Annotated in this window: 18 protein-coding genes; 7 read left to right on the top strand and 11 right to left on the bottom strand. The window is 57.0% G+C overall.

The window, feature by feature from the left end; genetic code table 11:
• Positions 1-188: 188 nt before the first annotated feature.
• From Mal65_RS08765 to Mal65_RS08775, 3 genes are read left to right on the top strand one after another with little or no spacing between them, the layout of a single operon-like run.
• Entirely contained in the window at positions 189-1,583 is a 1,395-nt protein-coding gene (locus Mal65_RS08765; protein WP_165701158.1) for an ABC transporter substrate-binding protein, read from the top strand.
• A gap of 15 nt (positions 1,584-1,598) precedes the next feature.
• A complete protein-coding gene (locus tag Mal65_RS08770) occupies positions 1,599-4,502 on the top strand; it encodes a PAS domain S-box protein (RefSeq protein WP_145296119.1) in 2,904 nt (967 codons plus the stop codon).
• A gap of 58 nt (positions 4,503-4,560) precedes the next feature.
• Positions 4,561-5,076 carry a nucleoside deaminase gene (locus tag Mal65_RS08775; protein ID WP_165701159.1) on the top strand — a complete coding sequence of 172 codons (516 nt, stop codon included), beginning with the start codon at positions 4,561-4,563 and terminating at the stop codon, positions 5,074-5,076.
• Here the strand turns inward: Mal65_RS08775 and Mal65_RS08780 are convergent.
• Positions 5,073-6,569: a sulfatase family protein gene (locus Mal65_RS08780; RefSeq protein ID WP_196784700.1), complete on the bottom strand. Its 1,497-nt coding sequence runs from the start codon at positions 6,567-6,569 to the stop codon at positions 5,073-5,075. The genes Mal65_RS08775 and Mal65_RS08780 overlap by 4 nt on opposite strands.
• A gap of 299 nt (positions 6,570-6,868) precedes the next feature.
• On the opposite strand from Mal65_RS08780, the gene Mal65_RS08785 reads away from it, so the two are divergent.
• From Mal65_RS08785 to Mal65_RS08795, 3 genes are all read left to right on the top strand, one after another.
• Positions 6,869-7,486: a hypothetical protein gene (locus Mal65_RS08785; protein ID WP_145296123.1), complete on the top strand. Its 618-nt coding sequence runs from the start codon at positions 6,869-6,871 to the stop codon at positions 7,484-7,486.
• A gap of 359 nt (positions 7,487-7,845) precedes the next feature.
• The gene (locus tag Mal65_RS08790) at positions 7,846-8,934 is read left to right on the top strand and encodes a DUF1559 domain-containing protein (RefSeq protein ID WP_231131327.1); all 1,089 of its coding nucleotides are present in this window, start codon (positions 7,846-7,848) and stop codon (positions 8,932-8,934) included.
• Positions 8,935-9,004: 70 nt separating this feature from the next.
• A complete protein-coding gene (locus Mal65_RS08795) occupies positions 9,005-9,826 on the top strand; it encodes a DUF4198 domain-containing protein (RefSeq protein WP_145296129.1) in 822 nt (273 codons plus the stop codon).
• 46 nt (positions 9,827-9,872) lie between these two features.
• Here the strand turns inward: Mal65_RS08795 and Mal65_RS08800 are convergent, their stop codons facing one another.
• From Mal65_RS08800 to Mal65_RS08815, 4 genes are read right to left on the bottom strand one after another with little or no spacing between them, the layout of a single operon-like run.
• Positions 9,873-10,730, bottom strand: coding sequence for a glycosyltransferase family 2 protein (locus Mal65_RS08800; protein WP_145296132.1), 858 nt, complete (start codon positions 10,728-10,730; stop codon positions 9,873-9,875).
• Complete coding sequence (locus tag Mal65_RS08805; protein ID WP_145296135.1) at positions 10,715-11,824, bottom strand: glycosyltransferase; 1,110 nt, start codon at positions 11,822-11,824, stop codon at positions 10,715-10,717. The genes Mal65_RS08800 and Mal65_RS08805 overlap by 16 nt, the downstream gene beginning before the upstream one ends.
• Positions 11,821-12,891 carry a glycosyltransferase family 4 protein gene (locus Mal65_RS08810; RefSeq protein WP_145296139.1) on the bottom strand — a complete coding sequence of 357 codons (1,071 nt, stop codon included), beginning with the start codon at positions 12,889-12,891 and terminating at the stop codon, positions 11,821-11,823. Before Mal65_RS08810 ends, Mal65_RS08805 begins: the two co-directional genes overlap by 4 nt.
• A 26-nt stretch (positions 12,892-12,917) precedes the next feature.
• Positions 12,918-13,166, bottom strand: a complete 249-nt coding sequence (locus tag Mal65_RS08815) for a hypothetical protein (RefSeq protein WP_145296142.1) — start codon at positions 13,164-13,166, stop codon at positions 12,918-12,920.
• A gap of 190 nt (positions 13,167-13,356) precedes the next feature.
• Here Mal65_RS08815 and Mal65_RS08820 point away from each other — a divergent pair, with 190 nt between their 5' ends.
• Entirely contained in the window at positions 13,357-14,796 is a 1,440-nt protein-coding gene (locus tag Mal65_RS08820) for an MATE family efflux transporter (RefSeq protein WP_145296146.1), read from the top strand.
• Positions 14,797-14,808: 12 nt separating this feature from the next.
• Here the strand turns inward: Mal65_RS08820 and mscL are convergent, their stop codons facing one another.
• From mscL to sbnA, 6 genes are all read right to left on the bottom strand, one after another.
• Entirely contained in the window at positions 14,809-15,345 is a 537-nt protein-coding gene (gene mscL / locus Mal65_RS08825; protein WP_145296149.1) for a large conductance mechanosensitive channel protein MscL, read from the bottom strand.
• Positions 15,342-16,826 carry a catalase gene (locus tag Mal65_RS08830; protein WP_145296152.1) on the bottom strand — a complete coding sequence of 495 codons (1,485 nt, stop codon included), beginning with the start codon at positions 16,824-16,826 and terminating at the stop codon, positions 15,342-15,344. The genes mscL and Mal65_RS08830 overlap by 4 nt, the downstream gene beginning before the upstream one ends.
• Before the next feature lie 118 nt (positions 16,827-16,944).
• Positions 16,945-17,112, bottom strand: coding sequence for a DUF1328 domain-containing protein (locus Mal65_RS08835; protein WP_145296155.1), 168 nt, complete (start codon positions 17,110-17,112; stop codon positions 16,945-16,947).
• Between the two features lie 156 nt (positions 17,113-17,268).
• Entirely contained in the window at positions 17,269-18,738 is a 1,470-nt protein-coding gene (locus Mal65_RS08840; RefSeq protein WP_196784701.1) for a Y4yA family PLP-dependent enzyme, read from the bottom strand.
• Entirely contained in the window at positions 18,722-20,383 is a 1,662-nt protein-coding gene (locus tag Mal65_RS08845) for an FAD/NAD(P)-binding protein (RefSeq protein WP_145296158.1), read from the bottom strand. The genes Mal65_RS08840 and Mal65_RS08845 overlap by 17 nt, the downstream gene beginning before the upstream one ends.
• Positions 20,380-21,462, bottom strand: coding sequence for a 2,3-diaminopropionate biosynthesis protein SbnA (sbnA, locus tag Mal65_RS08850; protein WP_145296161.1), 1,083 nt, complete (start codon positions 21,460-21,462; stop codon positions 20,380-20,382). Before sbnA ends, Mal65_RS08845 begins: the two co-directional genes overlap by 4 nt.
• Positions 21,463-21,791 lie beyond the last annotated feature (329 nt).

Here is a 21,791-nt window from a genome sequence, read left to right on the forward strand (position 1 = left end):
ATCATTGCGGTGGTCCGCGTCCGACTGGCACGGTTGATTGTTTGGTCCGGCGATGTTTGGGCCAGCGGCCGACGCGTTGGCGGAACGTCGGCTTTGCCATGGCAATTCAGTTTTGCAGTGAAATGACGGCTTCGTCCCAGGGCGCGTGGCCCGTCGTGCATCGTCTTTGTTTGGATCGGAAACTTCCGATGAATCAATTTCTTTCAGCCATCGGGTGTGCTGCCGCGATCTTGTGTCTTGCCCTGGCCGGGTGCGATTCATCCAGCGATTCATTCGCCAATTCCCATGATGCAACGGCGATCGGTTCTCCCGGGCCGGGGCTGACATTGCCGATCGAACGGACGTCAAACCGTTCACGTGGGCGTTCGGCCCGTTCAACGACGACGCCCTGGTCGGGCAGCGATCGGCAAAGCCAAGCCGGTTTTCAAGACGCCGACGCCGTGGCGGCTTCCTCGCCGGTACGCGATCGCGTCCCCAGGATTTTGATCGGATTGGATGCCGACATGTCCTCGGCATCGGCCAAGTCGGGGGAAGCGATCCGACGTGGCATCGTTCTGGCGATCGACCGCATCAATCATGACGGCGGGCTGCTGGGGCGACAGGTCGATTTGCTGGTTTGCGATCATCGTGGCAATCCCGCACGCGGCATCGACAACATTCGCGATCTGGCGGCCAATCCGGATGTCGTGGCGGTCGTCGGCGGAATCCATACCCCTGTGGCGTTGGAAGAATTGTCCGTCATTCACGACGTTGAATTGCCCTACCTGGGACCCTGGGCGGCGGGGACACCGCTGATCGCCAACGGTTACGAGCCGAATTTCGTGTTTCGCGTTTCGGTGCGTGATGAATTCGCGGGCGAATTTTTGGTTCGCAATGCGGTCCAGGACGACAAAACGCAAATCGCTTTGGCTTTGGAAAGCACCGGATGGGGCCGGTCCAACGAAGTGGCCATGCGGCAGGCGTTGGATGAACGAGAGCTACAGCCGACGACCGTCCAGTGGTTTCATTGGGGCGAGCCCAGTTTTCGAATGCAGATCGATGCGATCCGCAGCAGCGGCGCGGAAGTCGTGTTGCTGGTCGCCAATCCGCTGGAAGGCACTCGATTCGTCCAGCAGATGGCTCAAGTACCCGCCGAAGATCGGATCCCAATCCTGTCCCACTGGGGGATCACCGGCGGCAACTTTGCCGACCAGGTCGGCGACGACCTGAATCGCGTGGATTTGCGGTTTTTACAGTCGTATTCGTTCTTGTCCGCCGATTTGACGGACACCGCGCGAAGCGTTGTTGCGGCGTATTGTCGGACGTTTGACGATGCGGATTCGGCCCGCGATATCTTCGCACCGACGGGAACCGCGCACGCTTATGAGGTTGTCATGATGCTGGCCCAGGCGATTCGCCAGGCCGGGACGGTGGATCGTTTGGAAGTTCGTGCCGCACTGGAGCGGCTGAAAAACTACAATGGCCTCATTCGAAACTTCCAGCGACCGTTCACCGTCACCGATCACGATGCTTTGACGATCGACGATCTGCACCTGGCCCGATTCGACGAGGCCGGAGTGATTGTGCCGCTTGGACCGAATTAGCATCGGACCCACCGGATGGCCAAAACCAGGACACTGCAACAGACACTGCTCCTACGAGTCGTGCCGCTGACGTTGGTCGCGTTGATCGCGATCGTCTGGGTCACCCGATACAGCATCCGTCGCACGGTCGCTCAAGAAGTCAGCAATCGGATGCAACAAAACGCGACGATCACGGCGATCGCGTTGGCCGATCGCTTGAATCTGTTGCGTGGGACCGCCAAAACGCTGGCCGCCAACGACTTGTTGATCAATTCGATCGTCGACAAAAGCCAACGGGAAGGCCAACTGGTCGTCTTTTTGCGGTCGTTACAACTGCCCAGCCCGGCATTCCGGCATGTCACGATGTTGGATTATCGCGGGCGCGCGGTGATGACCAACGGCAACGCCAATCCGCTGCCCGTCGAACGATTCATCGAAACGGTGATGTCGGGGCAGGACTATTTTGAAATCGACGAAGATTCGATTCTGATCGTGGCTCCGGTGCAATACGGTGGTTCGCCGGAAGCGGCGTTGGCAATTGAGTACGACACGACGGTGTTCTTGGATGATTTTCTGACCACCGACTTTGATCACGAAGCTCAACTGTTTGACGAAGGCCAGCGTTTGTACCGTTCGTCGGAGTTTAACTTGGGCGATGACCGATGGATTTGGGCTTCCCGTGCATTGCCGGGATATCCGGGGTTGCAGATTCGCCAATCGGAACGCCAATCGGTGGCGTTCGGATCGATCAAGAACTTGGATCTGTTTTTTCTGGGCGTGTTGGCCGCCTGCGCCGCGTCGTTGATCTTGGCGGTGTCGCTGGTGACGCGTGGATCGACGCGCCAGCTTTCACTGTTGGCTGAACAGATCCAGGAGATTCAGGAAGACAATGATCTGTCGCGATTGGTCGACGTCAACGAAACGTCGGAGTTTCAAAGTCTGAGCGACTCATTCAACCGGCTGATCGATTCCCTGTCACAGACGACCGTTTCGCGTGACTTGTTGCAGTCGTCGGAAAACCGTTTACGGGCGGTTGTCGATCACGCGCCCGGTGGAATCATCGGCACGGATCATTCCGGCACGATCACCCTGGTCAACGATGCGACCGAAAATATTTTCGGATACGACCGATCGGAATTGATCGGACGTCCCATCACGATGTTGATCCCCGACGCGCTCAGCAATCCCGACGACACCAATGACACGGTGGATCTGCATCCACAGTTTTCGTTTCGCAGTTGGGACGGCGTGCGACCCGCGGCCGGTCGTCGGCGTGGCGGGGAAGCGGTGTTTTTGGAATTTGGGTTGTCGCCGGTCGAATGGTCCGACGGCAGCGGTTTGCTGGCGACCGTGGTCGACGTGACCAAGCGTCGTCAGCAACAACAAGAAAACGAACGCTTGCGGCGCGAAACCCAGCTGATTTTGGATTCCATCCCCGCCACCGTGTTGTTCAAGGATCGGCACAATCGCATCTTGCGCGTCAACCGCGCTGGTGCGGAAATGGTTGGTTTGCCGCCGGAACAAATCGAAGGCCACAGCACCGGTGATTTCTTTGCCGACTATCACGCCTATTACAAAGACGACTTGGAAGTCATGCGTTCGGGGAAACCCCGGCTGGGGATCATCGAACGTGTGTCGATCGAAAACAAAGACACCCGCTGGGCCAGCACCGACAAAATTCCGATTTTCGATGCCGAAGGCGAACTGGCCGGCATCATCGCGGTAATCAACGACATCACCGAATTGAAAAATGCTCAGGCCGAATTGGAAGAAGCCACTCGCGTCGCAAAGGAAAGCGAGGAACGATTGCGTTTGACCGTCCGCAGTGCCAGCATCGGCATGTGGGACTGGGACGTCGGCACGTCCAACGTTCGCATCAACCGCGAATTATCGATGCAGTTGGGCGAAGAATTGGCCTATGAGAATTTCGAAGGCTGGCAACGTCGCGTTCACCCCGCCGATTTGCCGGAAGTCGAAAAGGCGATCGGCGATTGCTTGGAAGGCCGTGCCACCGATTACGAATCAACCTTTCGAATGCGACATCGCGACGGCAGTTATCGATGGATTCTGTCACGGGGCAAGCTGGCCGAACGAAACGACGACCGTCCGCTGCGGATGATCGGTGTGCACATCGATATCACGGACCGGAAAATCAACGAGGTGGCGTTACAGCGTGCCAACTTGGAATTGAAACGCAGCAACGACGAACTGGCACAGTTCGCCTACGTCGCCTCTCACGATTTGCAAGAACCGCTCCGCAAGATCACGTCGTTCTGCGAACTGTTGGATGAAGAATGCGAAGGGCAACTGAACGAAGATGCCCAGCGGTTCATGAAGTACATCGTCGACGGTGCCCACCGCATGCGGACGTTGATTCAAGACCTGTTGTCCTTTTCCCGAATCGAATCTCAGGGCAAGCCGTTGGTCGACGTTGACGCCAACGATGCGGCCAGGCGGGCGCTCGAAAATCTGTCACATGCCATCCAGGAATCGAATGCCCAAGTCGAAAGCGACGACTTGCCGGTCGTGCGGGCCGATCCCACTCAGTTGGCGCAGCTGTTTCAAAACCTGATCGGAAACGCAATCAAATACCGAAGCGAAGCCGCACCTCGCGTCCACGTCTGTGGAGAATCCCGACATGACAAATGGGTCTTGTCAGTGTCCGACAATGGCATCGGAATCGATCCGAAGTATCACAAACAGATCTTCGGTGTTTTCAAGCGTCTGCACAGCATGGACACGTACAAGGGAACGGGGATCGGTTTGGCGATCTGCCGGCGGATCGTCGATCGGTTGGATGGGGAAATTCGCATCGAATCGGAACCATCAAAAGGCAGCACGTTTTACGTTGAGATCCCACGACCGGTCGAAACGCAAGACAAGGCGGACGCGATGATCCAAATGCGTCTGAATGAGATCGAAACAACGGCCGACGCGTGAGCCCGTCACTTGCGACGGCCCGCCAACGCCCGCCCACTGTTTCCACCAGGAACGTTCAATGTTGACCGACAATGCCGAAGACCAACGAACCGACGATTGGTTCGGCGATTTGCAGCGGTTGAACGACTGGATGGACCAGGTGATCGACACGCTGCAGCAAGCCATCGCGGCGGGCCAGAGTCCGTTTGCCGCCGGAATCTTTCATCCCGACGGTCGTTGCGTCGTGACGGCTCACAATACGGTCCGACGTCAGAACCAGATTTCACGTCACGGCGAAGTCAACGCGTTGGACGAAGCTTGCCGGCTGACCGGTCGACTGGACTTGTCGGGGTTGATCCTGGTCAGCACCGGTGAACCATGCCCGATGTGTGCGGCGACCGCAGCGATGGCCAAGGTGGACGGGATCGTTTACGGAGCGTCGTGCAGCGACATCTTGGACGCCGGTTACAAGACGTTGGAATTGCCGTGCGAAGAATTTTTTCGGCATGCCAATCGTTCGCCAAAGATTCGCGGGCTGGTACGCCGCGAACGTTGTCGCGAACTCTTGATGCAAAACCGAAAAGACGCTTCTTAGTCTTGAACCAATCGGTGTCCACGTTTTTGGATGACTTTCATCCGGTCGCGAAGCTGGGAAACCAAATCGGGATATCGGCCGAACAAGTTTTCGGATTCCGCCAGGTCGTTTTTCAAGTTGTAAAGTTGCCCGTTGATCCCGTTGCCCGTGGGGGTGATCGTTCGCGGCTTTGAAAAACCGCCTGAACCCAAACCGTCGATCAGCTTCCAGTCGTCTTTTCGGATCACCATCATCCGCCCGCCGCCCGGACGCATGACGATTTCGGTTCGTCGCCCTGCATCGCTCGCATCATCGCCCTCGGTATCGGCGGTCAACGCAGACAGGAAACTGAAACTGTCGGGGCCTTCGTCGTCACCCAATGGCACGTCCCACAGATCGGCCAGTGTTGCCATGATGTCGGTAAAGCAAACCAGTTGGTCGCTTTGGCTGGCGGGTTGGACGTGACCCGGCCAGCGTACGATGAACGGCATACGGTGTCCGGCTTCCCAGGCGTCGGCTTTCATCCCACGCAATGGGCCGGCCGAATCGTGATCAAAGCGTTCCACATCTTCGTCGTACCAAACCGGGCCGTTGTCGGACGTCATGATCACCAGCGATTCATCCAGCATCCCGGTTTGTGCCAAAGCACCGATGACCTTGCCGATTTCTGCGTCGACCATCATCGCAAAATCACCATACAGGCCGGCGTCGCTTTTTCCTTGGAAGGCCGCCGACGGTAACCATGGCGTGTGGGGCGCGGGGTAAGCCAAATACAACATCAATGGATGGTCGGTTGCCTGATCAATACCGGCGTTTGTATCGCGCTGATGACTTTTGATCACATCGATGGCTTCCTGGGTGAACCGCGGAAGCACTTCATCCAACGACAAATCGGGAGCGATGCCGCCGGCACGCCAGAATTCACCTTGGATCGGTGACCAGCCTTCGGTCTGGTTGGCTTCGATCGTATTGCTTGGTGGCTGTACGGCACGGTCGCCACGGATGTAAAAGTACGGTGGGATGTCGGTCGATGCGCGAATGCCAAAGAACTGGTCAAAGCCGTGGTCGACTGGACCGCCGGGCAATGGGTTTTCATAGCCATTTTCGGCGAACCCCAGATGCCATTTGCCGACCATGGCGGTGCGATAATCTTGTCGCTTGGCCAGGCTGGCGATGGTGGTTTGGCCTTCGTCGATCAAAGGTTGCGTCGGCCAGACACCGACGTTGGTGCGGAACGGATATCGACCGGTCATCAGCCCGTATCGCGACATGTGGCACAGCGGCCCGGGGGCGTGGGCATCGGTGAATCGCATGCCTTCGGCAGCCAAACGATCGATGTTGGGTGTTGCGATTTTTGATTCCGCGTTGAAGCATCCCGGGTCACCGTAACCCATGTCGTCGACCAAGATGACGATCACGTGAGGATGCGGTGGGGCGTCGGATGCGGCGGTTCCGATCGTCGCAAGCGCGCAAGTGAACGTAAGAAACAAGTGCCGGATCATGGATGTTTGCATGGGGACTGGTCGGGGCGCGGGTGGGCAGGGGGCGGGATAGACGTCTGGCGGAAAAGGCAGCAAGACAGGTGCGCGTGCTGGATCGCCGTCGCGACATTGTAGAAGGTCTGACCGGACCGACGTGGCGGCATGTTCGTACATTCACCACCCGTCGGTCTCGGACACATTTTGCGGCGAACAGTTCTTTTGATCGGGGCTTTTGATCAGGCGACGCCGATGGCGTTGTCGATTCGCCGGCGACGGACCATACTGCCTCAAGTGAGGAACGAGCGTTTCCGACGCTCCTTGTACGAATTCTTTTGATACCGCTGTTTGCCCATTCCATTCGCCCCGGTTTGATCCGCCGCAGCATCGCATCGGTGATGTTGCTGGTGTTGGGCGGTGCGCTGTCGGGTTGCCTCTTTGTTCCGGTTTCTTCCAAATCCTCACCCCGGTCTTCGGACCAACGTTTTCCCTGTGAAGCTTGTCCCTGTGGCTGTTCGACCGCCGAGTTTTGCTGGGACAGGTGTTGTTGTTTCAATGACGAGGAAAAGCTTCGGTGGGCCGACGAAAACGGGGTGACTCCGCCGCCGTTTTTGGTCCGTCGGGTTGCCCAGCGGCAAGCCGAATTGGCCGTGTCGACGGTGGTTCCCAAATCTGGCGAGTCCTGTTGTTGCTGTGGATCAAAATCCAGCGACGAAGATTCCCAGTGCACGGCCGCGATCGATGATGACAAAGACGCAACCCGCGTCGTGTTGTGGTGGAAGGCCGCTGAATGCCGTGGTCTATCGTGGCTTTGGACTTTCATGGCCGATTTGGGCAGCGATCCACCCACGCCGACCACGTCAGGCGTCGCATTGATTCATTGGACGACTTTGTCGGATCAGTCCGTCGAATCGATCGTTCATCGACCCGATCCGCCGGTTCCCTGGTGTTGATTTGCCGCGTCCGGCGTTGATCGCCGGGCTTTCTGTTTCGCAAATCCCGATTCCATGCAAACGCGTTCTTTAACGCGTGGGCTTGATACAGGTGCGCGCCGTTGTCCGCGGTGCCAGACGCCTGAAACACCAATACCGCTTCCATGTCGCGGTCACGGCGATCGCTCGTTCCTCACAACAACGCGTGAGTTGCCGCCGTCGGCATGGAGGCGTCCTTTGGGACGGCCAGTCAACGGGAATCATCGATCCGTCTGCCGCGATTCGATTTGCGGTTGATGACGCGATCGCTGCGCGCCCGTGCCGGTCAGATCCCTTCCATCACAATACACTTCAACGCAGAAGCACAGAGAGACTCATTCTTGTACTCCTATCACCCGCCCGCTTTCGGGCGTCGCCGACCGGCGTTTACGTTGGTCGAACTATTGGTCGTCATCGCGATCATTGGAATTCTGGTTTCCCTGTTATTGCCCGCCGTCCAATCGGCCCGCGAAGCGGCGCGACGGATGAGCTGCAGCAACAACATGAAGCAGATCGTGTTGGCGATGCACAATTACGAAAGTGCCTACAAACGCTTGCCAGCCAACTACACCACCGGCACCGGGATCTCCGGAAACTTTTCCGTCTTCGCTCAGATGGCATCGTTCTATGAACAAGGGAACGTTCTGGACCTGATCGATTTCGGGCGTCCGCTGCACGTCGGATGTTGCCCCGGAAAATTGGTCACGCCACACGACCAGGCGGCTCAAACCCCGATCAGCCTGCTGACTTGTCCTAGTGAAAGTGTGGATCGTGTTTACGACGTCACCACACTTTCCGGATCCGGGCCCGTCCAACAGTATTCCGGAACCAATTACGCCATGAACTTTGGAACCGGCGTCGGGACCAAGTACGACACCCGCGTGCCCACCGACGGGATCCTGTGGATCGATGCCAATGTGGGTTTTGAATCCATCACCGATGGGCTCAGTAACACTGCCGCGTTTTCGGAATCGTTGTTGGGTGTCAGCCAGCAAAGTCCGGAAGCGCCGACCAACGACTATCAACGGCGGCGAACGATGATGAATGTCCGCTGTGACTTCATCGACCGTTCACGATTGCCATCCAGTCCGGGAATGAAAGGTTACCAGTTGCCCGAAGACCCCAACGAATTGGAAGACTTCACACAGGGCAGTTCACTGTTTCGCGGTTGGTCGGGGCAACGCGGCGCAGGCTGGATCAATGGGCGCGAATACTGGACCGGTTATTCGCATTACCACCCGCCGCAAAGTGGTATTCCCGACATGCAGTCTTGCGGTTGGGGCGTGTTCGCCGCTCGCAGCAACCATCCCGGTGGCGTTCACGTCGCTCTGTGTGATGGCAGCGTGCGTTTCGCCAGCGAAAGTATCGATCTGGAAACATGGCGTTCGGTTGGATCCAGAAACGACCACCGCAGCATCGAAGCTTGGTGACCCCAGTTGGACTACCAAATCGCGTTCACTTCATTCAATCAAGACACCCTTTAAAAAACAAAATCACATTATGTTGAATTCACTTACCCGCATCTTCTTCGTCACCGTGGCTTCCTTCGGCTTGTTCGGATCACCGGAATCGTTGGCTCACGACACATGGCTGCAAACCAACACGCCGATCGTTCGAACCGGCCAGCCGCTGATCGTCGAACTGTGTTTGGGAAATCATGGAAATGGACATCGCGATTTTCTGTTGGCTAGCCAAGTCACCTTGGACTGGACCACCACGCGATGGCATCAGCCCGATGGGCCGAACGTCGACCTGAATGACGCCATGCAGTCGACGTCGTCGGCGGAAAAACAAGGCGTTTGGCGAACCACGGTGTCACCCAAATCATCGGGCATTCATGCTTTCACTCAAACGCTGGACAAAGTGTTGAACCACGGTCGCCCGATCCGCAGCCAACGTACCGCCAAGGCGTATGTGGCCGTGGGACCGATGCTGGATTCGATCACGCTGGACGACCGACCCCATCAGAAACCTTTCGGCTGGGCGTTCGAAGTGGTTTTGGATAGCTGTCCGTTTCGCGAAGTGGTTGCCGGGGAACCACTGACGGCAAAGGTGCTGTTGCATCATCAGCCGTTGGCCGGTTGTCGGGTCAGCCTGATTCCCGAAGGTGGCCAGCTTGCCGAAGACTTTGATCCCCGGTTCGAAGCGGACACCGATGATCAGGGAAACGTGACACTGGTGCCGCCAAAACCAGGTCGATACCTATTGGTTGCTCACCATACGGCGTCCGATGAAAAAACAGATGAGTATGATTTCACCAGTTATGCCACGACGGTCACATTGCACGTGCCGGCCGGGCGTCCTTGGGTGGCTGTTGAATAAGTACGTCTGAATCACGCAGTGCCTTCGGTTCGTCGGTCGGTAGGCATCAAAAGCCGGCCGGCGAATCGATGACGGCCGCGGCAACTTCGTGCTTGCTGGGACACCGCAGCACATCGATTTGGTCGGAACCAGGATCGAACCGAATCAGGTCACGTTGGGCGAACGCATCCAGCCAAGACTCCATGGGCCAAACATTCCACTTGCGGCGGAATCGTTCGGCGTTGGAAACGATCTGGCTGAAGTGATTCAGCGGTGGCTTGCAGACCGGGTGGTGCTGGTGATACGCAACGGCCGCAACGAACCCGAATGGCACACCGGCTCGTCTTGCCGTGAAGGCAAAATCGGTGTCTTCGCCACCGTAGCCTTCGTACCCCGTATCAAATCCGCCGATCGTTTCGAAGTCATAGCGACTGATCCCAAAGCACAAAGACCAAAACAGGTGATAGTCCTGCGACGGCTGTCTGTCCGTTATCAGTTTCGGTTGCAAGGGATGACGCACCGACAGCGGCATCAAATCGTTCATCGTCCAATGATCGGTTGTCGCGCCCTTGGGTAGATAGCGAACATCGCCCATCCATAGACCACCGGCCTGTTGAACGGTGTCCACCATCGTTGGAAACAGTGTGGGCGAAGCGATGCAATCGACATCCAAAAACACCATGGTTTCCGTGCTGCAACGGTCCGCCGCACGGTTGCGGGCTTCGGCCAGCGGTAAACGTTCGCCGTCGCCGTCGACGCGATCGATCACGACTTCGACACCGGGGATGCTGGGCGGATCCACATCCTGGTCCATGCCGACGATGATCCACTGGTCCGGCTTGCGATGAGATTCGGTGATGCTGCGGCCTTGATTCCACAAATGGTTTCGACGACCACGAACGATCGTCATCACGCTGAAGGACATGGCGACGTTTCCGTTTGTGAACGTTTTTGTTTAGCGGCCCATTGTGCCGTCGAGGTCAGATAGCGGGCGGCCTGTTGGGCCCCGTCGTCTTGAAAAACGCTATCCCATTGGCTGGTATCCATATCGCGGGCCCGATCCAGAAGTTTCGGCCAACTGCCGGATTCGGGCCAGCGCGACAAGCCGACCGCCAAGCCCTCGCGATCGAGTACCCTGGCTTTGCGGATCTGTTCGTCGAAAGGGCGATCCTGGGCAATGGCGATCATCGGTCGCCGATACGATCCAATTTCCATCACACTGTTGTGTCCCGCCGCGGTGACCACGACGTCGGCATGGCGATAGATGTCCTGGGGAGATTCATGCCAGCCAAGAAATCTTAGGTTCGCTGGACTGGCCGGGTGGTTTCCGTCATCATCCAGTCCGATCACCAGCCACTGAAAATCGGGGCACTCGTTCGCTGCGGAACGCAGTGAGGCGTGCACGTCAGCGTGTCCTCCGCGTCCAAACATGAGCACCACGGTGGGACGATCGTTTTGTGGTTTTGTCTGTGATTCCGCGTCCGACTTTCGGCGAAAGCCGTTCAGATAGATCGTCTTTTCGCGGACCCAAGCCGGTGTGATGTCGTCCTCCCAAGATTCCGGAAAAGGTGCCAACAGTGAAATCGCTGCGGCGTAAGCATTGTGATGCGCATCGTCATCCCGGCGGCCATGCTGGCGGACGACGATTTGTGGGATAGACGCCAAACGCGTCAGCATCGAAATTTCCGCCGACACATCCACGACCATCAAGTCCGGCTTGGCATCATGCAACCACCTCGTATATGCCGCGACGCGTTCGGTGATGTTGTCCGTCCACAGGGGCGCGTAATGCAAGGCGGGAACATCTTGACGATGGCGATAGCCATGATTGGGAACATCGTCGATGTCACAGGGAAGGTCGATCACATCAATCAAATGCCTGCCCGACCACGCGGCATCGCCCCGTCGACTGGTGATGATGGTGCAATCGCAATCCAGATGTCGCATGATCGCTTCGGCGCGATGTTTGTGGCCTAGCCCGTGATAGTGGACATAGAATCCGACGTGAGGACGATTCATGCTGCCGCCTCCAGATGATGACGCGCGTACAACGATTCGTACTGGTCGACCATGCGTTGGAATCCGAACCGTTTCTGGGCGATACGCCGGCAAGCCAACCCGTTGATGTCGATGCACTGTAAAGCGGCACGTGCAAGGTCCGATGAATCACCGGGGCGTGCCAATCGACCGACCGCGGGAGTGATCAGTTCAGGCAATGCACCGCGTGCAAACCCGGCAACGGGAGTTCCGCAAGCCAAGGCTTCGGCCACCACCAGACCGAAGGGTTCGTCCCAGCATGGTGTGACCAATGCCACCGCAGACCGGCTGATCAAGCCGCACAATGCTTCATGAGTCAGGTGGCCGTGATAGCAGTCGGTGTCCTGCAGTCGTGGCTGAATCTCGCGGTCGAAGTATTCGGAATCCGCAACTGGCCCGGCGATGTCGATGGGTAACCCTGCCGCGTGTGCCGCATCGATTGCGTGGTGGGGCCCCTTGTCCGCCAGGATGCGACCAAACCATATGGCACGACGCTGTTTCGGCTGATGGCACTTCTTCCAAAACGATGTGTCGACGCCGTTGTAGATAATCGTTTGTTGGCTGATGCAAGATCTCCATCGTTCGGCGTTGGCATTGGAGATGTTGACGAATACGCCACTGTTGTCACTGCCGCGATCCGCAAGTTCATCGACCATTCGGGGCAACGGTGGCGTGTGCAGCGTGGTGATCATCGGCATCGGTAACGTCGACGCGAAAGCTAACGGCAACGGGCTGAGGGTGTGGTTATGAATCACGTCAAAATTGCTTGCCGCCAGACCGGCCATCAGAGAAGCATAGGCTTCGTTCTCCACCGATTCGATCCATTCATGATGAACACGCTGTAGGCGACGTTTTGAATCGGGAACCGTCGCACGCTTAATGATGGAGACCAAAGGTAGAGTTGGGTCCGAATCGCCACTGGCAAACAAAGTGACGTCATGACCACGCTTGGTCAGTGAACGTACGAATGAATCCGTGAACGTTTCCAAACCGCCGGCGAATGGCTTCGCAATGGGATGCTTCAGGTGCCCGATGATTCCGATTTTCACTGTGATGTCATCCGATAGTTCAAAACTTATGTCAAACGTCCGTGTGCTTGTTGGCTCTTCCTGGCAAGGACGTCGATTGGCAATTGCTGTGCCAGACGCAAATTTTTAACCGGGGCAATGGGAAGCCCCGCGGTTCCTTCGCATCGTGCGATCACCAAACCGTTGGTCCTTGCCGAACGTTCCACGCGATCAATGTTTCCGGTCCAATGCCGAATTCGATACGCAATGCGATACAGTGAATTCCGGAAGGATGAATTTCGTTCAGGTCGTTGCATGGGAATTGATTGATGGTGGACCAGGGCGGTATGAGATTCGCAAAGAGATTTGCAAACCTACGCACAGCATTGCGGTGTTGACCTCGACGTCGGAAAACCGGCGGGCGGTGCGGACAGAAGACTGACTGCAATTTCGACACCGTTTTGATGACCGATTTTTGACCCATGCAGAATTGATGAGCCCGAACTGATGCTGCGTGATGAACGCCGAACCGCGAATCAACGCAAGCCAGAGCGACGGGAATCAAGCGAGTTCGGTTATGCGGCTTTGTTGAAGGTGGCCGTACCCTTGGCGGCAACCGTTGGCTGTTTTTCGATCACGCTTTTTACCGATCGGACGTTGTTGATGTGGTATGAACCCACGTCGTCCGCAGCCTCGGTGGCGGCGGGGAATCTCTATTGGGCAGTGGCCTGCATTCCCGTCAGCGCAATGGGTTATGTAACACCTTTGGTGGCGTTGCAGATGGGTCGGCGAGATCGACGTCTGGCAAACATCCGGATCTGGTCGCTGATCTGGCAATGCATTTGGATGGCTGCCGCCAGTGTGCCCGTCTTTAGCTTGATTGGATGGGCCAGCCCAATTCTTTTTCAAGCGTTTGACCACGAACCGGCACTCGCGAAAGCGGAAGCCGGATACTTTCGCATTCTGTTGTGGATCGCCCCGGCATCGATGTTGGAAGCCGGGCTGACGGCATTCTTCGTGGGGCGGCGGATCACGCGTCCGATTCTGCGGATGAATCTTTTTTCCGCTGTGGTGAATGTTGGTTTGGACGTTTGGCTGATCTTCGGCGGCCTTGGCGTTCCGGCGATGGGAGTCCGCGGCGCGGCGCTCGCGACCGTCTTGGCGATGTGGCTAAAGGTTTCCGGGTTCGCATTGCTAATGACGCGTTTGCGATCCTTCGCAAGGTATCGAGCCGATGCATGGAAGCCGGATTTGTCGGTGGCCGCGAAGATTGTGGGACCTGGATCCGCTTTGGGCGTTCAGCAATTGATCCGGTCGGCGTTGTTCAGTTTCATCTTGCTGGTCATTGGCGCCGCGTCGGTCGATGGGTTGGCGGCGACGTCGGCGACGCTTTCTCTATATCAACTGTTGTCGATTCCGGTCATCGGGCTGGCGACCGCCGTGACGGTGGTCACCGGTCAAGCCTTTGCCGGACATGGACGTGACGTCGCTTCGCACGTGATTCGACGTGGTCTGGTATTGGGTCTGATAACGGCGGGGATCATCAGCATGTTGTTGCTGTTCGCAACCGATCCTTTACTTCAAATCCCGCTGCGCGGCGTCGACGGAGACAGAAGGGACCAGATCCACAAGATCGCCAATGTGCTGATGGTCTATGCCGCGATATATGGGATCGCCGATATCATCGGGTTGCTACTGGGAGCGGCGGCCAAGGGACTCGGACGGACCACGATCATTTTGGCTGCCACGGCCGGTTCCGGTATCGCAGTCGTAGGATCGGCGTGGTGGATTCGCCCGCACGACGAAACCGCGGTTTCGTTTTGGTGGTCAGCTTTGGTGATATGGGCCGTGATCCAGGCCGGGTGGATTGAATTGCATTTGCACCGCTTGCAGATCGATAATTTTCCGACCACCGGTCGGTCAGGGCATTCAAGACCGACCGGTTAGATTTGGACCCGATTAAGAAGTGGGACCGCCGGCCAAACTCCGATCGCGTGCCACCGCGTCAGGTACCGACAGTTGTGATGTGCAATGCGGACACCGAGTCGCTCGGTAGGCGATCTTGGTTCGACAAAAGTCACATTTCTTTTCGGTCGGTTCGCCCGGTGGCGGCGTGTCGCCAAACGCTTCGTCCAGTTCTTCGTCGACGTGGTTGGCGATGCGGATGATCAGGAACATGGCCAAGGCAATGATGAACAACGCCAAGCAATTGTTTAGAAAGACGCCGTAATTGATCGTCACTGCACCGACGTTCTGCGCGGCAGCCAATGTCTGAAATCCGCCCTCGGGACGCTGCACGCCGTCAGGCAGGTTCAAAACAAAGAACAAATCCGAAAAGTCAGCATTGCCGGACACCAACCCGATCGGCGGCATCAAGATGTCATTGACCAGCGACTTGACCACCGTGGTGAACGCCGCACCGACGGTGAAACCGATGGCCAAGTCAATGACGTTGCCACGCAATGCGAACTTCTTGAAGTCTTCGATAAATTTCATGCGATCGGAATGGGTTCTTCGGCGGGAGCATCCAATCGCGACTTCACGCCTTCGGCGAAATCGGGATGAACTTTTTCAAACTGGTTCAGCATGGCGTTTCGGATGCGTTCGGGGCTATCAAGCATCGAGTTTGAAATGGCCGTGCACAAACGTTCGCGGGCACCTTCGTCCAGAACCTTTTCCCAAAAGAGTTTCGGCTGGCCAAAGTAGTCCTTGTCGTCACAAGGGAATTCATCGTAACGATCGCCATCGCCATGGACCGGCATCGGTGGTTCATTCCGTCGACCCGTTTCTTTGGGACCGTCCATCGTGTTCGGTTCATAGTCGACCGTGCCGCCACCATTGCCATCGACTCGCATCGTGCCATCGCGATGGTAGGTCGCATACGGACAACGCGGTTGGTTGACGGGAATCTGATGATAATTCACGCCCATGCGATAGCGGTGTGCGTCGGGATAGCTGAGCACTCGGTTTTGCAACATCCGGTCCGGGCTAAGGCCGATGCCGTCGACCAAGTTGCCCGGTTCAAACGCCGCTTGTTCGACGTCTTGGAAATAATTCGACGGATTGCGATTCAGTTCAAAGGTGCCGACTTCGATCAACGGATAATCGTCGTGTGGCCAGACCTTGGTCAGGTCAAAGGGGTGCCAGTGATAGTCGGCCGCGTCGGATTCCGGCATCACTTGGATACACATCTTCCACTGTGGGAAATCGCCGTTTTCAATCGCGTCATGCAGGTCGCGTGTGGAATAGTCCGGAGCCTTGCCCGCCATCGCAATCGCTTCATCGTCGCTGAAGTTCTCGATGCCCTGTTGGGTTTTAAAGTGGAATTTCACCCAATGACGTACGCCATCGGCGTTGTACATGCTGAAGGTGTGGCTTCCATAACCGTTCATGAAACGTGCGCTTTTCGGCGTGCCACGATCGCTGTACAAAAACATCACCTGGTGAAGGGCTTCGGGGACCTGACCCCAGAAATCCCAGCGTCGCCAGTGGGGTTGCAAATGGGTTTGTGGATGTCGTTTTTGTGTCCGAATGAAATCGCTGAACTTCAACGGATCACGAATAAAGAAGATCGGCGTGTTGTTCCCGACCAAGTCCCACACGCCCTGGTCTGTGTAGAACTTCAATGCAAAACCGCGGGGATCACGCGCGGTGTCGGCGGATCCACTCTCACCGCCAACGGTAGAAAATCGGGCGAACGTCTCGGTCTTCTTACCGACCTTGCTGAACAAATCCGCCATGCAGTATTCGGTGATATCGTTGGTCACGGTAAAGGTACCGAAAGCGCCGTAACCCTTCGCGTGAACGACCCGCTCGGGAATGCGTTCGCGGTTGAAGTGAGCCATCTTTTCAACCAGATGGACATCTTGCATCAACATGGCACCGCGTGGACCCGCGGTTTGTGAGTGCTGGTTGTCGTCGACAGGGCGACCGAACTGTTGTGTTTGATAGGGGCACTGCGGTTTGGAATCGGACATGTTCTGTACTTGAAAATTTGTGTGTGAAGCGGCCGGGGGAATTTGCAAAGGCCATGAAAAAAGTGCGATCACCGGCGCGTGACCGCACTAAGAAAAATGTCGGGGTGTGGGATGTGGCTTATCCCACGCGTCCGCGTCGACCGAACAGCAAGCTGATCACAAACAGGACCAGAAAGACGACGAACAGGACTTGAGCGATGGTGGAGGCTCCGCCTGCAATTCCGCCGAAACCTAACAAGCCCGCGACCAAAGCGATGATGAAAAAGACGGCTGCCCAGTAAAGCATCGGATTCTCCCAGTGTGGAATGGTTGGACGTTCGGGCCGCAAAACGATGCGAGGCCCGAACGATTTCACTGGGACTGGGAAAGCACGCGGCGTGCCATTTCAAAAACTGCCGGCAATCAGCAGTGATTTGCCGCCACAGCGCCGGCGATTGGTCGATCAGCGATCAATGTCGTCCAATCGTAGGTCGGCGACCCCATCGGCACCGATTACCAAGTTTTTGGCCAGCGGAAATTGATGCGATCGGCTTTCTAAGAAGTGCATCAGATAGCCGGCAGTGTTGGGAAACACAAGATGGTCACCGGTACCGACGCCGCTGGGAAAACGAAACTTTCGCCAAGATAAAAGCTCCGATTCCATACAGTACGCTCCCACCAGATAGCCTTCGACGGTCGGTCGCGTTTCGGAAGTGGATGGGATCAGCAGTGGATCGACCAAGAAGTCATCGCTGGTCGTGCGGCACTGGGTGCGATTCATCGACAAGCCCAGCAGCCAGCGTCCGCGTGTGTCTTGCTTTCGAAACTCAATTCGTGCAATCGTGATTCCGCATCCGTCCAACAGGCTGCGTCCAGGTTCACAGCGCAATTGCAGTTCGTTTTCTTTCAAAGCCTGAGCCACGGTTTGGCCGCCCACATTGGAATCCAGGACGGTCGCAAACCAAGTCGCACGGGTCTGACGCTGGTAATACGGATACATCGACTGCGGTGGACCGACATTGGCCTGATGGACCGAGCGAGAAAGCGGATTCCGATTGTAAGTCACTTCGTCGGTTCGTCCGCGAAGTGATTCGGCATGCCGGTCCCAGAAATGGTCCCACTGTTCTTGGTGTTTCAGATAACACACCGGCAGACCACCACCCATGTCGATGAAACGAGGATGATGACCGGCGGCCCGCAAACATTTGATCCAACGAATGGATTCACCGATGGCAGTGACGCGTTGATGCGGATCGTACCCGTCCAGATGAAAATGAAGACCGACGATTCGAATTCGATCATCGACGGGAATCTGGGACAAGTCACGGTCGCGTTCACAATCGAATCCGAATCGCGATTCCAGTCGTTGGGTTCCATGCAGGAACCCGCTCAGCCGCAACGCGACGATGGCTTGCTTTTGGTGAGTGGCCGCCAGAGAGCGAACACGCTCAAGTTCGTCATGGTTGTCGATCGCCATGCAGATCCCGAATTCCAGGCATCGCCGGATCAGAGATTCCGATTTTACCGCGGCGGTGCAGATCACGTCTTCGGGCGGCAGATTTCGATCGAGCGTTTGTTCCAGTTCGATTTCGCTGGCCGTATCGACGCCGATACCCAGTTGATGTGCTTGATCGACGAAGGACAAACACTTGTTGGCTTTGCGTGCAAAGAAGATGCGAAAGTCAACCTGACGCTCCGAAGCGATCTGATTCAACTCGGCTACGTTGTCGGCCATCCGGTGCGGATTCAACACGTTAACGGGTGACCCGTACGGCTCAATCCGCTGAGGAAATTCCGCGGCACTTAAGAACTGAACCATCCACGGTTCGATGCGCGCGGACAACGGCGGAACGCCTTGGCAATATCGGTCAAACGATGAATCGTTGTCAGGCGATGTCGCTTGTTCCGTGATGGTGTCAGTGGGTGTGGGCATGCAACCGGCTGGCGATGGTTTGGGACCAAGATTCGATCTGGTCGTGTAGTGTACGCGACAGAGTATCGTTGCCCAGGATCCAGCCTTCGGTGGCGCGGCCAAAGATCGCCAAGCCGTCGGGCGAATTCACCGCCGTTCCGTCGCGATGGATACGGATCCCGCCGGTTTCTTCGTCCTGATGAAGGTGGCCTTGTTGCAGCAACGATCGAACGGGACCGGATTGACTGGCTTGGTCGGGGCCGGCGATGACCGCATCGATCACCGAGTCAACGCCCACCGGTGGTTCGCATTCTTCGGCGATGCGGACGTGACGCGATTTGATCAAACGGACCATCTTTGCCACACTGCAAGCAGGTGGTCCGAACGCGATCTTTTCCATTTCCATCGCCACTTTATGGAACGTCTGATATTGTCCTGGTTCCAGTCCGCCGAAGCTGACCAGTTGCACCAAGTGCGGATACAGACGACGCCAAGTTTCACCAATGGCATACGCTTCGTTGATCGGACGCTTGGCATACGCCACGCAAACCGATTGGAACATGTGATGCTGTGCCGATGCCGCGTCCATTCGGTAACGTGACCAACCGCGATACCAGTGATCGATGTCACAGGCGGAACGATCTTGGCCACTGGCCGACATCAATCCGGCAGCGGCACCGGTCAGGATGGGCCAAAGGTGTTGATAGAACCGGATCTCTCCACGCTGATTTTGCAATGCCGACAGTGCCGCTTGGAACGGTTGATAGAAAGTCCGATCGACCGGTTCCACCTTGTGCGTCGGTTTCGCCAACATCGGGCGGCCAGACCGACTGTGCAGCGAAATCTGTTCGGGCTCCAACATGCTGGGGATATAGCTGGGCAGAAATCCGTTGTCCAAGAATTTCCCGCCGCGGCCTTCGGTCAGGCTAAGCACGGCATCAATCGCCGTCAGACCAAATCCGCGGACGGCAACACGACTGCCGGCCGGGATGCGGCTTCGGCAAAGCGAGTCTTGCACCGGATAGACAAAGCGAGCCGGCGTGTGGTCATCCGTCGGTGGTAAGTCCACGTTGGCACGCAGGCCTTCGTGACCGGTCGCCAAAACGACTTCGTCAAAGTTCCACCAACGCCCCTGCGACTTGACTTCCCAACGTTCCCCGTCGTGCCGCACGTCCGCGACTTTCGACCCGCGGTGTCGAAACACCGCAACCGCCTGAAGCCTTCGTCGAATACGGACAAATGCATCGTGCAAATATTCGCCGACCAAAGCGCGTGGGATGTAGGAATCCGCCTGGGCGTATTGCGGTGCATTTTCATGCAACCACTGCAACAGCGATGGTCCTCGTACCGATTTACCGTCGATGTCGGCGTCGCTGGCAGGGCCACCAGACCGATTCCAAACATCGATGTGTTCGGTGGCAAAGTTCATCTTCAACGAAGCGGGTTGGTCGGGCGAATAGATCACGCCCGCGCCGAGGCATTCGGCAGGTTCAAACACGGTGACTTCGGTTCGTGCCAGATCCTCGTTGGTCAGGTGGCGTGACAACGCATCCAAGCAATGCAGGCCACGTGGACCACATCCGACGATTGCGATTCGGTACGGTTGACGCTGCGGGATCGTGGGGACGCCCCAACCGATGGTGCCAACGCTGGGTGCAATGCTCATGCTAAAACCTCATCTGAAACGGCGAATTCCGCCTGGGTTACCATTTGATGTAGTCGCTCCGGTGCAATGCCAAGTGCGGATTGGACCCACTGGTCGTTGAACACCGTGTCCAGATAACGCGTGCCCGAATCGTGCAGGATCCCGACACAGCGTTTTCCGGCTAGTTCGTTTTTCATGGTGGCGATCGTCGCAAGCACACCGCCGGATGATCCGCCCACCAGCATGGCTTCACGCTGGGCGGCGACTCGGCAACCGATGACGCATTGCAGATCGGTTACGCGTCGCACTTGGGCAAAGGACTGGCCCGCCGCCAATGCCGGGACCTTGCCGGCACCCATGCCCGGAATTTTTCGTGGACCCGGTGACCCGCCGAACAACACACTGTTGACCGAATCGACGGCGATGACGTCCACGTCGCGACCGCGCTGACGTAGGAAGTCGCGACAGCCACGAGCGGTCCCGGTGCTGCTGGTCGCCACCAGCAACACGTCGAAGTCGCCCGACAAAGCACGGTCGATTTCTGCGATCGTGCCATGAAAGTGAGCCAGTGGGTTGGCCGGATTGCCGTATTGGTTCGGCCAAAACGCATTGGCGTGTCGCTGAAGCAACTCCTGAACGCACGACAGACGTGCTGTCAAAAAGTCGCCATCGATCGGCCGTGTCACGGTTTCAATCTCGCCACCCAAGGCACGGATGATCGCCAAATTGTTTGCTTGCGCACGAGGGTCGACGACACAGATGAAACGCAGCCCGTGAAAGGCGCATGCCTGCGCTAAACCAATGCCCATGTTGCCGGAGGATGATTCAATGATCACCGTTTGTTGATCAATCTTGCCGCCATCCAGGGCTTGTTGCAGCATTCGCTTGGCGGGACGGTCTTTCGCGCTCCCGCCTGGATTTAACGCTTCGACTTTGACCAACAAATCGATATCGGCGTCCGGCAAAAAACGATCGAAGCGAATCAGCGGCGTCGATCCGATCGCGTCCAACACGCCATCGCATACCGATGTGACCGCTGGTCGACCGTGCGGAATGGCCCAAGAGCCGAACCGCGGGAACGTGTTGGAATTAATCAGCATAGGTGTATCGAGATCGGTCAATGCCGCCGGGCAAACGCCCGTCCAATGATTCGCCGCCGAGGCATCCAGGATGATGCGCCGCGATCGAAGTGTGGGACGTGACCGTTGTGGGGAAAGATCGTGTCGCAAACCCGTTTCGCGATCACGACAACGGCAGAAAGCAACCGGCGTGCCGAAAGGTGCTTTGCAAAACGACCGAATCGGCGGCGTGTTCAAAAGGCAATGGAAATCAAGGCTTTTTGAAATCGAATCGCCAGAGAACACACGGAAAAATGCAGGTCGATCAGCGGTGATTGAACGCTGATCCGCCATCGCTGGATCGTGTCGAA

Source organism: Crateriforma conspicua, from assembly GCF_007752935.1.
Taxonomy (GTDB): domain Bacteria; phylum Planctomycetota; class Planctomycetia; order Pirellulales; family Pirellulaceae; genus Crateriforma; species Crateriforma conspicua.